Source organism: Paractinoplanes tereljensis (assembly GCF_016862435.1).
GTDB classification, from domain to species: Bacteria; Actinomycetota; Actinomycetes; order Mycobacteriales; family Micromonosporaceae; genus Actinoplanes; species Actinoplanes tereljensis.
On sequence record NZ_BOMY01000013.1, the window covers coordinates 266,823 to 280,332 of the forward strand.

Here is a 13,510-nt window from a genome sequence, read left to right on the forward strand (position 1 = left end):
CCGCCCCCGACGTCGGGGGCGGGCCTTCTTACTGGATCAGGCGCGCTTGGCGCGGGCCCAGAGCACCGGACCGCTCAGCAGGTAGGCCACCACGATCACGGCGAACGTGAGGCGCGGGTCGACCAGGGCACCGACCACCGGCAGCAGCCACAGCCACGGGGGCATGCGGAGCAGGCGGGCCAGTTTCGCGTACGGGAAGCTGGAGACCATCGCGAACGCCAGCAGTGCCACCCCGGCCAGCAGCGCCATGCCGGGCACCGGCAGGCCGATCAGCACGGTCACGGCCAGCACCGCGGCGGCCATGGTGGTGGGCACACCGCAGAAGAACTTGCCGTCCTTGGGCGAGACGTTGAAGCGGGCCAGCCGGATCGCGGCGCAGCCGGCCACCAGCACGCAGGCGATGGCCGCGGCCGGGGTCGGCACGGTGTGGGCCAGCGAGGCGTAGACCACCACGGGGGCGGCCAGGCCGAACGAGCACATGTCGGCGAGCGAGTCCATCTGCGCGCCGAACGGGCTGGAGACGCCGAGCTTGCGGGCCAGCGCGCCGTCGATGCCGTCGAACGCGACGCAGGCGACCAGGCAGGCGGCCGCGGTGCGGACGTCGCCCGCCATGGCCAGGAAGATCGCCAGCAGGCCGAGGCTCAGGCTGGCCAGGGTGCACGAGTTGACCAGCGCGAAGCGCATCCGGCGGGCGGCGGTCTGCTCACCGGGAAGCAGCGAGGTCTCCTCGGCGGCCGGGGCCGGGGAGGTGGTGACGTGGCTGGTGATCACCGGACGGGGCGCGAGCTCGTGCCCCGTGTAGATCACCTCGGCCCGGGTGGCGGTGGCTGCCCGCCCGGACTCGCCGCCGCGACGGCCCACCCGCACCAGCAATGCTTGCCGGGCGATGGTGCCACTGCGGCGCAAACGGCCTGCCCAACGACGACCGGCGGGACGGGGACTATCCGTCGTACGACGCCGGCGCCAAGGGGTTCTCGGCACGTGTCTCCTCCATGGGATCGGTATGCCCACCTGCACAGTTGCGGTGGGTCGTGGCCCCGTAGCCCGCCGCACACGCGTCACTTGGATGAGCGGGGGTTACACCATTGCACAGCCGGACGACCTTGGCGAGAGATCGAACGGTGCCTTAACAGAGCGGTCTTTGTTACGAGCGGGCCGACGGGACGGACGTCCCATGTGACGATTTTAACGCGCCCGTTCACTGTCGATTCGGTCTACGGCTTCGCGGGCCAACTCGGTCAGCGGGAGTCGATCCACCTCGGCCCGGGTGAACCAGCCCGCTTCGGCGGTGGATCCGCCGGCCGCCTCGGTCACTACCGGTCCAGTCGGCACGTCGACGTGAACCCTGAACAGCACCCGGATGACGTGCCAGTCGATCGGCACCCCTTCCGGTCCGAGGGCCGTCGCGTCGTAGCGGTGCGAGACGCCCAGCAGGCCGGTGACCCGGCCGTGTTGCGAGGTCTCCTCGATGAGCTCCCGGGCCAGGGCCTGTTCCGGGGTCTCGCCATGGTCGGTGCCGCCGCCGGCCAGATGCCAGAGGCCGGCTCCGGGATATCCCTCGGCGATCCGGGCGAGCAGGATCCGGCCGTCCGGGTCGGTGGCCGCCGCGTACGCCCCGAAGCGCTGCACCCGCACCGGCTTCGCCAGCTCTTCGTCAGTTTTGTCGGAAGAATCAGGAAATTCGGTAGACAGACCGATCTGTACGGCGGTGAACGGCATCAACGGCACCGAGGCCGGGTCGACCCACTCGACCAGGTCGGTCGTGCCGTCGGCCTCGGCGGTCAGCGAGCCGCCCGTGACGGACACCTCGTAGATGATCCGGTCGGTGTGCTCGAGGTCGCCGCCGGACAGCCGGAACACGTCCGACACCACCGCCCGGAGCCCGTCCAGCCGAACAGACAGACCGGTCTCCTCAAAAAACTCCCGGACCACGGCGTCATCGGGATGCTCACCCTGCTCGACGCCGCCACCGGGCAGCGTCCAGAGGCCGGGGAACTCGCTGCGATCCGAGTTCCGGGCGAGCAGCACTCGCCCGGACTCGTCGCGGCACACCCCGTACGCCCCGACCCGTCTGATCTTCACTTGTCTAGGGTATGTCCGCCGGTCACGCGAGAGCGAGGCGAGGTCCAGGCGGTGGCTGGCGTCGGCCGCGAAGCGGCCGCATACCGGTGTTGTATTCGGGCGCTTCGCGGACGCCGTCAGGCGCCGTCTGGGCCACGCCGCAGCCACGCGTGATCGGCGGACATGCCCTAGCTGGTTAGCCGCGCCTTCTGGAGGGCTTCGGCGGTCACCTCGGTGAGTTCGGACTCAGCCAGCCGGCGCACGTCCTCCATCGGCATCCAGAGCGCGTCGGAGGTCGAGCCGCCGACGTCCTTGACCTGAACCTCGGTCGGGTCGTCCACGATCACCCGGTAGAAGGCCCGCACGCCGTGCCAGTCGATCGGGTAGCCCTCGGGGCCGAGCGAGGCCGCGTCGCGGTGGCTGGCCACCCCGAGCAGCTCGATCAGCCGCCCGGCCTGGCCGGTCTCCTCGACCAGCTCGCGGATCAGTGCGGTGCCCGGCTGCTCGCCGTAGTCGGTGCCGCCGCCCGGCAGGTGCCAGCAGCCCTCGCCCGGGTAGCCCTTGGCGATCCGGGTCAGCAGCAGGCTGGTCTGGTCGGCGTCGGTGGCGATCGCGTACGCCGCGAAGCGCTGCGCGCGGTGCAGGCCATCCGGACCCGCGTACGCGTAGAAGGACGGGAACGTGGGTGCCACGTCCGGCCGCAGGTCGGGCGAGGCCGCGCTCAGGCCGAGGGCGGCCGCCGCGAACGGGCGGATCTTCAGCCTCTCGGCCTCTTCGAGGGTGTGCCATCGGGCGAGGTCGGTGGGGTGGCCGACCCGATCGATGAGGTTGCCGCCGCGTATCGACACGGAGTAGATCAGGCGGTCGGTGTGGATGGTGACGCCACGGTGCGGCAGCGACCGCATGTCGGCCAGCACGTCGTGCAGGCCGGTCACGGCGACGCTGAGGCCGGTCTCGGCCGCGGTTTCGCGGACGACCGTGTGGTTGGGATCTTCACCATGATCGACTGCGCCGCCGGGGAGCGACCAGACGCCGGGGGTACCGGAGCGGCTCGAGGCTCGGACGAGCAGCACACGGCCGTCGTCGTCGGTAGCGACGGCATACGCGGCGATTCGCCGAAGTGGTTCCAGTGCGGGGGTCACGGGCGGCAATTCTGCCCGGAATATGTTAACTCCAGAAAACGTCTGTCAGATTCATGACAGCGTGATGGCGCTAAGTAATCGCAGATCAGAGCGTTTTCGCCCACGCGTAGCACCGGGGCGGTTACCCGGAGTGTCGGTAATTTCCGATCTTGTGGGGAGCCGATCTCAGGGTCCAAATGGGGGCTGTCACCGAGGTCGCGGGGGCCGGAAAGCGGCCAGCATGGGGACATGACTGACGCACCGTACCGCCGCCTTCTCCGCCCCCAGGACGACCGCATCGTCGCCGGTGTCTGCAGCGCCATCGGCCGTTACTTCGGCGTCGACCCGGTGCTGATCCGGGTCGCCTTCGCCATCTTCGCCGCGGTCACCTGGGGCACCGCCCTGCTCGCTTACCCGGTGATGTGGTTCATCATCCCCGAGGAAACCGTGCCTACTCCCACTCGATAGTGCCCGGCGGCTTGCTCGTGACGTCCAGGACCACGCGGTTGATCTCCCGCACCTCGTTGGTGATGCGGGTGGAGATCTTGGCGATCAGGTCGTACGGCAGGCGGGACCAATCGGCCGTCATGGCGTCCTCGCTCGACACCGGGCGCAGCACCACCGGGTGGCCATAGGTGCGGCCGTCGCCCTGGACGCCCACACTGCGCACGTCGGCCAGCAGGACCACCGGGAACTGCCACACGCCGCGGTCCAGGCCGGCCGCGGTGAGCTCCTCGCGGGCGATCAGGTCGGCCGCCCGCAGCAGGTCGAGCCGGTCCCGGTCGACCGCGCCGATGATGCGGATCGCCAGGCCGGGGCCGGGGAACGGGTGCCGCTGCACCATCTCCTCGGGCAGGCCCAGCTCCTTGCCGAGCGCGCGCACCTCGTCCTTGAACAGCGTGCGCAGCGGCTCGATCAGCGCGAACTGCAGGTCGTCGGGGAGACCACCGACGTTGTGGTGCGACTTGATGTTGGCGGTGCCGGTGCCGCCACCCGACTCGACCACGTCGGGATAGAGCGTGCCCTGCACCAGGAACTCGATGTGCCGCTCGGCGTCGAGCTCGCGGGCCGCGGCCTCGAAGGTGCGGATGAACTCGCGGCCGATGATCTTGCGCTTCTGCTCCGGGTCGATGACCCCGGCCAGGTGCCCGAGGAACACGTCGGCCGCGTCGACCACCTTCAGGCGGATGCCGGTGGCGGCCACGTAATCCTTCTCGACCTGCTCGGCCTCGCCCGCCCGCAGCAGCCCGTGGTCGACGAAGACGCAGGTCAGCTGGTCGCCGATAGCCTTGTGCACGAGGGCGGCGGCGACCGCCGAGTCGACCCCGCCGGAGAGACCGCAGATCACCTGCTTGTCGCCGACCTGCGCCCGGATCGCGGCGACCTGGTCGTCGATGATGTTGCCGGGCGTCCAGGTGGGCTCCAGGCCGGCGATGTCGTAGAGGAACCGCTCGAGCATCGCCTGACCCTGCTCGGTGTGCGCCACCTCGGGGTGGAACTGCACGCCGGCCCGCTTGGTGGTGAGGTCTTCGAAGGCGGCGACCGGGGCGCCCGGCGTCGAGGCGGTCACCGCGAAGCCCTGCGGGGCCACCGCGACGCTGTCACCGTGGCTCATCCACACCGGCAGGTCGGCCGGCAGCTCGCGCAGCAGGGTGCCGCCCTGGGCGGTCAGCAGGGTGCGGCCGTACTCCCGGGAGCCGGTCTGGGCGACCGTGCCACCGAGCGCCTGGGCCATCGCCTGGAAGCCGTAGCAGATGCCGAAGACCGGCACCTCGTTGTCGAACAGCGCCGGGTCGAGCGACGGCGCACCGGGCTCGTAGACGCTGGACGGGCCGCCGGACAGGACGATCGCGGCCGGGTTCTTGGCGAGCATCTCGGCGACCGGCATCGAGTGCGGGACGATCTCCGAGTAGACGCGGGCCTCGCGGATGCGGCGGGCGATCAGCTGGGCGTACTGGGCGCCGAAGTCGACGACGAGGACGGGACGCGGGGTACTCACCCGGCGAGTTTACCGGCGCCCCCGCAGGGGGTGCGTCAGCGGGGAGCGGCGACCACGCGGGCGTTGCCGGCCTTGTCGGTAGCCCGGACCGCGACCGTGCGCGCGCCCGCGGGCACCGCGAACTGCCGCAGGTAACCGGCGAAGCTGCTCGTCACGATGCCGTTGATCAGCAGTTCGAGGCGGGCCACGCCGGAGGCGTCGGTGGCCCGGGCGGTGACGTACCGGCCGTTGCGGTTGATCGTCACGGCCGGGGCGGTGAGGTCGATGCCCAGGGCGGTCAGCGCGCCGGCCGCGTCCACCTGGCCCTTGTTCGCGCCGCGAGTGAGCGCCGCCCGGATCAGCGAGGCCGGCGGCGCCGACGGGATCGAGGCCAGCAGACCGGCGACCCCGGCCACGAACGGCGTCGCCGACGAGGTGCCGCAGTACTGACCGATCGCGCCGTCCCGCTGCTGGGCCGGGTTGCAGCCGGGAGCGGTCAGGTCGACCCAGCTCGAGCCGTAGTTCGACCAGGAGTAGCGAGCGCCGGTGGCGTCCACCCCGCCGACCGCGAGCGCGGCCGGGATCGCCGCCGGGTAGTGCGGCAGCGTCGTGCCCTTGTTGCCGGCCGCCGCGATCACCAGCGAGCCCTTGCCGGTCGCGTAGTTCACCGCGTCGCGCAGCATCGCGGCGTCGTCGTTGCCGCCGAACGAGGCGCTGATGATGGTGGCGCCCCGGTCGGCGGCGTACCGGATGCCCTTGGCGAAGTTGTCGTAGCCGCCGGCGCCCTTCGCGTCGAGGACCTTGACCGGCAGGATCTGGCAGGTCCAGCAGACGCCGGCCACGCCGACCCGGTTGTTGCCGGCGGCCGCGGCCACCCCGGCGGCCATCGTGCCGTGGCCGTTGTCGTCGGACGCGTCGCTGTCGTTGTTGACGAAGTCGTAGCCGGGCAGCAGCCGGTTGCCGAAGTCGGGCAGGCGGCTGACGCCGGTGTCGACGATCGCGATGGTGACCCGGGAGTCGCCCTTGACGGCCGACCACGCCTCGTTGACCCGGGTGCGGACGATGCCCCACTGACCGGCGTAGGCCGCGTCGGTGGGGCGGACCACCGCGTCAGCGTGCCCGGTCGACACGGCGGGAACCACCGGAGCGACGGCCGTCAGCACTGCCGCAAGAAGTCCGCGCACCAGCAAGTTCGCCCCCGAGACGTGAAAAGAGCCGGCCACCGTGGCCGGCTCCTTCACGTTCGGGTGGATCACTGACCGTCCGGGTTCATCCCGGGTGCGGTCAGGTTGTGCCTAGCGCTTGTAGGTCAGCGTCGCCGTGACCTTCGAGTTACCGGCCAGGTCGTACGCCCGGACCTGGACCTTGATGTTGTTCTTCGGGTACTTGCTGGCGACGAAGGTGAACGGGGTCTTGGTGGTGCTGTGCTGCTGCACCACCTTGCCGTTGACCAGCAGTTGGTAGGCCTTGATGCCGTACTTGTCGGATCCGGTGTAGTACACCTTCACGGTGCCCTTGATCTTCGACTTGTTCTTGGGCGCCTTGGTGATCTTCACGGTCGGAGCGGTGTTGTCCGCGATCATCGTCCGCGTGTAGATCTTGAGGTTGCCGGCCTTGTCGTAGATCCGGTACTGGGCGGTCACGGTGCCGCTCCAGGTGCCCGGGTTCCACTTGACCGCGAACGGCGCCTTGTACGTTCCGGTGCGGTAGGTCCCGTTGATGTACAGCGACACGTTCCGGATGCCGGACCAGTCGTCGGTCAGCTTGTAGGGCGTGAACGTGAGCGGCCCGCGAACCTTCCAGTTCTGCCCCGGCGTGAGGCCGACGATGGCCGGCGGCGTGGTGTCGGTGCCGACCTGGAGGGCGCGGTCCGCGCTGACCTTGCCCCAGGTCACCCAGGAGCCGATCGGCGTCGAGCTGACCTGGATCGCGTTCAGGATCGACCAGCCGGTGTAGCCCGGCCGGTGCGACTTGATCAGTCCGGCGATGCCGGAGACGATCGGGGCGGAGAACGACGTACCCGGCTCGCCGGTGTTGTAGTTGCCGTTCACGTCCATGCCGGTGACGATGCCCGGCGCCGCGACGTCGACCCACTTGGTGCTGCCGTTGAAGTTCGAGAACGACGCCTTGTCGGTGGTGCCGGCGGTGCAGGTCGGGTCGTTGGCGAAGTTCGGGCAGCGGTTGGTGGCACCGACCGCGAGCACGTCGGTGTAACCGGCCGGGTAGTTGATCGTCGACGAGTTGTCGTTGCCGGCCGCGGCCACGACCAGTACGGCGGACGCGTTCGCGTAGGCGATCGCGTCGGCCAGCGTCTGGCTGTACCCGGTGCCGCCGAGCGACAGGTTGATGATCTTCGCGCCCTGGCCGACCGCCCAGGTGATGCCCTTGGCGATCGTGCTGTCGTAGCCGCTGCCGCTGTTGTCGAGCACCTTCACCGGGAGGATCGCGCAGCCCCAGCAGACGCCGGCCATGCCCTGGTTGTTGTTGCCCCGGGCCGCGATCAGCGACGCGACAGTGGTGCCGTGACCGAAGTCGTCGGCCGCCTCGGTGTCGTTGTTGACGAAGTCGTAACCGCCCAGCACGGCGCCGGTCAGGTCACCCGTCATCGTCACGCCGGTGTCGATCACGGCGATCTTGACGACCTCGCCCGTGGTCGTGTCCCAGGCGGTCGGCACCCCGACCTCCTTGAGCTCGGGCTGCAGGTTCTCGGTGTAGATCGGGTCGTTCGGCGTGACCTCGGCGACCTTGCGCACGCGGTCGGTCTCGACGTAGGCGACGGTGGGGTCGCTGCGCAGGGCCGAGATCAGCGCGGCACTCCGCGCGGCCGGCACCTGCAGGGTGGAAGCGTTGAGGGCGCCGAGCGCCGAGGAACGCACACCGGCGGCCGCGTACTTCTGGACGGCACTCGCCGACGTGGCGCCGGACTTGTAACCGACGATCAGGTGGACCGGCGCGGCCGAGGCGGTGGTGGTCTCGGCGGCCTGGGCCAAGGTAGCGACGCTCGTCATGGTGACGACGACCGCTGTGGAGATCAAACCGACGGTAATCCGTCGCTTGGTGAGCTGCATGAAAGCTCGTGCCTCCCCCGTAGATATGGCGGAGCCAGGGTAAAGGCCCATCGGCCAGATGCAATGGCCTGTTTCACTCTGCGGGATCTTGTGCCATTGAGCTGCTGGATGCCGTCCTCTACTGTTCCGCTGTGCGGAACAGGAAGCTGATGTGGTGGGTCGCCGGTGCGATCGCCGTCGTGCTGCTGGGCGGCGGCGGGATAGCGCTGGCCGTCTCCCGCGGCTCCGAAAAGCCCCAGGCCGCCCCACCATCGAGCGCACCCCCCACGTCGGCCGCCCCGACCACCCCACCACCTTCGCCGGGCGCCGACATCACCGGTCCGCTCGATCTGGTGCTGCTCGGCGTCGACACCCGGGTCACGATTCCCGACTGGGAACCGCACTCCGACGCGATCATGCTGCTGCATGTCGACAAGGGACTGAAGTCGGCGTACCTCTACTCGCTGCCGCGCGACCTGCGGGTGAAGATGCCGGCGTTCGCGAAGGCCGGGTTCGGCGGTGGCACCTACAAGCTGACCGAGGCGATGAGCCGCGGGTCGCGGGTGCCGGGGTCGAAGAAGACAAATGTCAAGCAGGGTTACGAACTGCTCACCAAGACGCTGACCGCCTATACCGGGATCAAGCAGTTCCAGGCCGGCGCGATCCTCAACTTCGGCGGGCTCGACAAGCTGGTCGACCAACTCGGCGGCATCGACCTGACGATCGACCAGAAGGTGTCGTCTCATCACCGCAAACCGGACGGATCGCTGCGACCGCTGGTCGGCGGGGAGTACCAGGGACCGGCCGCGGTCTACCTGCCGGGGAAGCGGCATCTGGTGGGCTGGCAGGCGATCGACTACGCCCGGCAGCGGTACGGATTGCCGGACGGCGACTACGACCGGCAGCGGCACCAGCGGCAGATGGTCCGGGAGATTCTCGGCAAGGCGATGGACCAGGGCCTGGCGTCCGACTCGGCCAAGCTGGAGGGGGTCATCACGGCGCTGGGCGAGACGCTGGTCTACGTGGGCGGTCGCACCCCGCTGGAGTACGCGTACGCACTGCGCGACCTGGAACCGTCGAAGATCACGCTGGTCGGGCTGCCGGGCAACGGGGTGGGCGGCGGCAGCGGTTACCTCGGCGAGGCACTGACCGCCGAGGGCAAGGGCTTCCTGACCGCGCTCACCAAGGGACAGGCCCCGGCTTACCTGGCCAAACACCCGAAACTGGTCAATAAGTAGGTTTTTTGGTGCCGTACAGCCAGGCCTGGAAGAACGCGTCCAGGTTCTTGCCGGAGACCTTCTCGGCCAGCGCGATCAGGTCGGCGGTGTTCGCGTTGCCGTTCCGGTGCTGGCTGGTCCAGGTGGTCAGCAACTTGGCGAAGGCCTTGTCGCCGATGGTCTTGCGCAGGGCGTAGACGGTCATCCCGCCGCGGTCGTAGACCGCACTGCCGAACAGATGGGCCACGCCGGGATTGCCCGGCGCCTGCGCCCAGTCGAAGGACCGGTAGGTGCGGTCGAAGCTGTCCTTCAGCGGGACGTCCAGGTCATGTTCCTGCCAGAGCCATTCGGCGTACGTCGCGAAGCCCTCGTTCAGCCAGATGTCCTGCCACTTCTCCAGCGCCACGCTGTCGCCGAACCACTGGTGGGCCAGTTCGTGCGCCACCACGGTGTCGTTCTCGCCGCCGGAGAAGAACGCGCGACCGTAGGCCGGCCGGGACTGGGTCTCCAGTGCGTACCGGATCCGGGCGTCCTCGACCACGATCCCGCCGTAGGAGTCGAACGGGTACGGCCCGAACTTGGTCGCCAGGAAGTCGGTGATCTCCCCGGTGCGGGCCAGCGACTTCGCCTCGGCGCTGTCGGCCGCGACCGACTCGGGCACGGCGGTCACCATCGGCTTGCCGGCGTGCGTGCCGGTGGTCACCCGGTACTGCCCGATGATCACCGTGGACAGGTAACTGGCCAGCGGCGAGCTCTCGGTCCAGCGCCAGGTCGTCCAGCCACCGGCGCTGGTCCGCGGGCCGGGCACGCCGATGCTGAGCGCCTCGAGGCCGTCCGGCACGGTCATCGCCAGCTTGAAGGTGGCCTTGTCGGACGGGTGGTCGTTGACCGGGAACCAGGTGCTGGCCGATTCGGGCTGGCCCAGCGCGACCGCGCCGGTGTCGCTGCGTAACCAGCCACCGTCACCGAGCGTTTCGTTGGCCAGTTGCCCGGGAGTGCCGGCATAGGTGACGACCACGGTGAACGCGGTGCCGTTACGGATGCCGGCGGCCGGCGTCACCACCAGCTCGTTCCCGTCGGCGGCGGCGGTCGCCTTCCGGCCGTCGACGGTGACCGCGCTGACCTTCAGGCGAGCCAGGTCGAAGTCGAATCGGGACAGGTCCTGGGTAGCGGTGGCCGCGATGGTCGCCGTACCGGACAAGTAGCCTTTTTTCGGCTCGTAGCGCAGGTTGAGGTCATAGCCGGCGACGTCGTAGCCGCCGTTGCCGTAGGTCGGAAAATAAGGATCCCCGGCGCCGGGCGCACCCGGCGCGTAGGACGCCGAACTGGCCGAGGCGCGCACCGCCGGGGAACCCGACGAGGTGCACGCTCCGACCAGGAAAGCCAAAGCTAGGAAAGTCGCTCGACGTCTCACTTGTCGAGAACCAGGGCCACCTTCTGGAACTCCTTGACGTCGCGGTAGCCGCACTTGGCCATCGCACGCCGAAGTCCGCCGAAGAGATTGAGCTGGCCGTCGGCCCGGTTGGCCGGCCCGAACAGCAGCTCCTCGAGGGTGCCGTCCGGCTCCCCCGCGATGCAGAAACCACCGCGCGGCAGCGACGGGTGGCTGGCCGACGAGTGCCACCAGGCACCGCCGGCCGGGGCGCCCTCGGCCAGCGACAGCGGCTCGCCCAGCATGACCGCGTCGGCACCGCAGCCGATCGCCTTCGCGATGTCGCCGCTGGTCGAGATGCCACCGTCGGCGATCAGGTGGACGTAGCGCCCGCCGGTCTCGTCGAGGTAGTCCCGCCGGGCCGCGGCCGCGTCGGCGATCGCGGTCGCCATCGGCACCCGGATGCCCAGCACCGTGTCGGTGGTCGACCACTCGTCGGCGCCGACGCCCACGATCACGCCTGCCGCACCCGTACGCATCAAGTGCAGTGCGGTTTTGTAATCCGTGCAACCGCCCACGATCACCGGCAGGTCGAGGTCGGCGATGAATTCCTTGAGGTTGAGCGGCTCGTCCGTGGTGGACACGTGCTCGGCGCTGACCAGGGTGCCCTGGATGACGAGCAGGTCGACGCCCGCGTCGAGCACCACCGGGGCGAGCGCGAGGGTGTGCTGCGGCGACACCCGGACGGCAACGGTGACGCCGCCGTCCCGGATCGTCTTGACCCGCTCGGCGATCAGCTCCGGCTTGATCGGCTCGGAGTAGACCTCCTGCAGGCGCTTGGTCGCGTCGGCGTCCTCATCGAGCGACGCCAGCTCCTCGAGGATCTTGCGGGGGTCCTCGTAGCGGGTCCACAGTCCTTCCGCGTTGAGCACCCCCAGGCCGCCGAGGCGGCCCAGGGCGACCGCCGACTCCGGGCTCATCGTGGAGTCGGACGGGTGCGCGACGCACGGGATCTTGAACGGGTAGGCGTCGACCCGCCACTCGGTGGACACGTCGTCCACGTCGCGGGTGCGCCGGCTCGGGACGATGGCGATGTCGTCCAGGTGGTAACCGCGCTGAGCGGTCTTTCCGAGGCCGATCTCCACGACGTCACGCATATCAGGGCCTGCCTTTAGTCCGCTCTAGGGTGGCGGTGGGGTGGTTGGACGGGCTTAACGAGAGTGATAGTTCGGAGCCTCGACCGTCATCTGGATGTCGTGCGGGTGCGACTCCTTGAGGCCCGCTGCGGTAATCCTGATGAGCTGCCCACGCTCCTGCAAGTCCGGGATGGTCTCGGCGCCCGCGTATCCCATCGCGAGCCGCACGCCACCGACGAGCTGAGCGACCACTCGCGACAGCGGGCCACGGTAGGGCACCTGACCCTCGACGCCCTCGGGCACCAGCTTCTCCTCCGGCACATCATGCTGGAAGTAGCGGTCCTTCGAGTAGGACTTGGCCTGACCACGCGACTGCATGGCACCCAGCGAGCCCATCCCCCGGTACGACTTGTACTGCTTGCCGTTCACGAAGATCAGGTCGCCGGGGCTCTCCTCGGAGCCGGCCAGCAGGCCACCCAGCATCACCGTCTCGGCACCGGCCACGATCGCCTTGGCGATGTCGCCCGAGTACTGGATGCCACCGTCGGCGATCACCGGGACACCGGCGGCCCGGCACGCGCGGGACGCCTCCATCACCGCGGTGATCTGCGGGACGCCGACCCCGGCCACGATCCGGGTGGTGCAGATGGCGCCCGGGCCGACGCCGACCTTGACCGCGTCGGCACCCGCCTCGACCATCGCCTTGGCACCGGCGAACGTCGCCACGTTGCCGCCGACGATGTCGGTGACGGTGTCCCGCTTGAGGCGGGCGATCATGTCGAGCACCTGACGCTGATGACCGTGCGAGGTGTCCACGATGATCACGTCGACACCGGCGTCGATCAGGCCGCGGGCCCGCTTGTAGGACTCGTCGCCGACGCCGATCGCGGCCGCGACCCGGAGCCGGCCCTGCGGGTCCTTGGTGGCGTTGGGGAACTGCTCGGACTTGGTGAAGTCCTTCACCGTGATCAGACCGCGGAGCCGGCCGTTGTCGTCGACCAGCGGCAGCTTCTCCACCTTGTGGCGCTGCAGCAGGACGAGCGCGTCGTCCTTGCTGGCGCCGACCGGCGCGGTGATCAGCGGTGCCTTGGTCATCACGTCGCGCACCTTGGCGCTGTGGTCGGAGACGAACCGCATGTCGCGGTTGGTCACGATGCCGACCAGCACGCCCTCGGCGTCGACCACCGGCAGGCCGGAGATGCGGAATCGGCCGCACAGGGCGTCGACGTCACGCAGCGTGTCGTCCGGGCTGCAGGTGACCGGGTTGGTGATCATGCCGGACTCGGACCGCTTCACCAGGTCGACCTGGGCGGCCTGGTCCTCGGCCGAGAGGTTGCGGTGCAGAACACCGATGCCACCCTCGCGGGCCATGGCGATCGCCATCCGGCCCTCGGTGACGGTGTCCATGGCGGCGGAGAGCACCGGGATGGACAGCCCGATGTTTCGAGTCAGCCGTGTGTTGGTATTGACCCGGCTCGGCACGATGTCCGATTCGCCGGGCTGCAGAAGCACGTCGTCGAAGGTCAGGCCGAGCGGAACCGTACGGGCCGAGTCGCTATCCACGGAGCATCCCTAACT

Annotated in this window: 11 protein-coding genes; 2 read left to right on the top strand and 9 right to left on the bottom strand. The window is 69.5% G+C overall.

The features are described from left to right. Positions 1-36: 36 nt before the first annotated feature. The 3 genes from Ate02nite_RS10485 to Ate02nite_RS10495 form a co-directional block, all read right to left on the bottom strand. Positions 37-804, bottom strand: a complete 768-nt coding sequence (locus tag Ate02nite_RS10485; RefSeq protein ID WP_438871185.1) for a CDP-alcohol phosphatidyltransferase family protein — start codon at positions 802-804, stop codon at positions 37-39. 381 nt (positions 805-1,185) lie between these two features. Next, positions 1,186-2,082: an NUDIX hydrolase gene (locus tag Ate02nite_RS10490; protein WP_203802866.1), complete on the bottom strand. Its 897-nt coding sequence runs from the start codon at positions 2,080-2,082 to the stop codon at positions 1,186-1,188. A 167-nt stretch (positions 2,083-2,249) separates the two neighbouring features. After that, positions 2,250-3,203 carry an NUDIX hydrolase gene (locus Ate02nite_RS10495; RefSeq protein WP_203802869.1) on the bottom strand — a complete coding sequence of 318 codons (954 nt, stop codon included), beginning with the start codon at positions 3,201-3,203 and terminating at the stop codon, positions 2,250-2,252. A 228-nt stretch (positions 3,204-3,431) separates the two neighbouring features. Between Ate02nite_RS10495 and Ate02nite_RS10500 the strand changes: the two genes are divergently transcribed. Further along, entirely contained in the window at positions 3,432-3,650 is a 219-nt protein-coding gene (locus Ate02nite_RS10500) for a PspC domain-containing protein (RefSeq protein ID WP_203802872.1), read from the top strand. Here the strand turns inward: Ate02nite_RS10500 and guaA are convergent. The 3 genes from guaA to Ate02nite_RS10515 are packed head-to-tail and all read right to left on the bottom strand — an operon-like array spanning position 3,634 to position 8,228. Beyond that, positions 3,634-5,181, bottom strand: a complete 1,548-nt coding sequence (gene guaA, locus Ate02nite_RS10505; RefSeq protein WP_203802889.1) for a glutamine-hydrolyzing GMP synthase — start codon at positions 5,179-5,181, stop codon at positions 3,634-3,636. The two genes, Ate02nite_RS10500 and guaA, sit on opposite strands and share 17 nt — an antisense overlap. A 35-nt stretch (positions 5,182-5,216) precedes the next feature. Further along, on the bottom strand, positions 5,217-6,416 hold the full coding sequence (locus Ate02nite_RS10510; RefSeq protein ID WP_203802891.1) for a S8 family serine peptidase: 1,200 nt from the start codon (positions 6,414-6,416) through the stop codon (positions 5,217-5,219). A 39-nt stretch (positions 6,417-6,455) separates the two neighbouring features. Continuing rightward, a complete protein-coding gene (locus Ate02nite_RS10515; protein WP_203802893.1) occupies positions 6,456-8,228 on the bottom strand; it encodes a S8 family serine peptidase in 1,773 nt (590 codons plus the stop codon). A gap of 131 nt (positions 8,229-8,359) precedes the next feature. On the opposite strand from Ate02nite_RS10515, the gene Ate02nite_RS10520 reads away from it, so the two are divergent. Further along, on the top strand, positions 8,360-9,445 hold the full coding sequence (locus Ate02nite_RS10520; protein WP_203802895.1) for an LCP family protein: 1,086 nt from the start codon (positions 8,360-8,362) through the stop codon (positions 9,443-9,445). Here the strand turns inward: Ate02nite_RS10520 and Ate02nite_RS10525 are convergent. The 3 genes from Ate02nite_RS10525 to guaB are packed head-to-tail and all read right to left on the bottom strand — an operon-like array spanning position 9,435 to position 13,495. Beyond that, complete coding sequence (locus Ate02nite_RS10525) at positions 9,435-10,811, bottom strand: M1 family metallopeptidase (protein WP_203802897.1); 1,377 nt, start codon at positions 10,809-10,811, stop codon at positions 9,435-9,437. The genes Ate02nite_RS10520 and Ate02nite_RS10525 overlap by 11 nt on opposite strands. Positions 10,812-10,834: 23 nt before the next feature. After that, positions 10,835-11,953, bottom strand: a complete 1,119-nt coding sequence (locus Ate02nite_RS10530) for a GuaB3 family IMP dehydrogenase-related protein (protein WP_203802900.1) — start codon at positions 11,951-11,953, stop codon at positions 10,835-10,837. A 54-nt stretch (positions 11,954-12,007) separates the two neighbouring features. Next, complete coding sequence (gene guaB / locus Ate02nite_RS10535; protein WP_203802908.1) at positions 12,008-13,495, bottom strand: IMP dehydrogenase; 1,488 nt, start codon at positions 13,493-13,495, stop codon at positions 12,008-12,010. Positions 13,496-13,510 lie beyond the last annotated feature (15 nt).

Bases quoted from the DNA above. Each gene is read 5' to 3' on its own strand.
- Ate02nite_RS10530 (WP_203802900.1), bottom strand. From the start codon at position 11,953: ATGCGTGACGTCGTGGAGATCGGCCTCGGAAAGACCGCTCAGCGCGGT.
- Ate02nite_RS10500 (WP_203802872.1), top strand. From the start codon at position 3,432: ATGACTGACGCACCGTACCGCCGCCTTCTCCGCCCCCAGGACGACCGC.
- Ate02nite_RS10515 (WP_203802893.1), bottom strand. From the start codon at position 8,228: ATGCAGCTCACCAAGCGACGGATTACCGTCGGTTTGATCTCCACAGCG.